This window comes from Bradyrhizobium sp. 23AC (assembly GCF_054863025.1).
The window spans coordinates 1-266 of sequence record NZ_JAVAYN010000182.1 but is presented as its reverse complement, the minus strand read 5'-3'; the positions used below and the strand labels follow the sequence as shown (position 1 = coordinate 266).

General features: G+C 63.2%; 1 protein-coding gene. It reads right to left on the bottom strand.

Going from position 1 to position 266, the window contains the following annotated elements; all coding sequences use genetic code 11:
• The coding region (locus tag RAD10_RS42015) for a hypothetical protein (protein WP_461622041.1) at positions 1-266 on the bottom strand (266 nt) is incomplete at both ends.

The window sequence follows — 266 nt, the reverse complement described above, 5'->3', positions numbered from 1 at the left end:
GATCTGCTTGACCACATCGCTAAGGTCGCTGAGCTGACTCTTGGTCATCAGCACACGCACGTCGGTAGTGGGTACATCCTGACGCACGAAGTCACGGTCACTGATCCACGCCTGAAACACCGGCGGCGCACTGGCACCGGTCTTTTCGCCGAGGTAGGCCAGGCGCATGGCGTGTCCGAGCAGCTCTGCATCCTCGGCCAGGGCGGTATCGCCACCTTTGCCGGATTTCGCCTTGGCGTACTCCGCATCGGCCCCCAGCGCGCTAC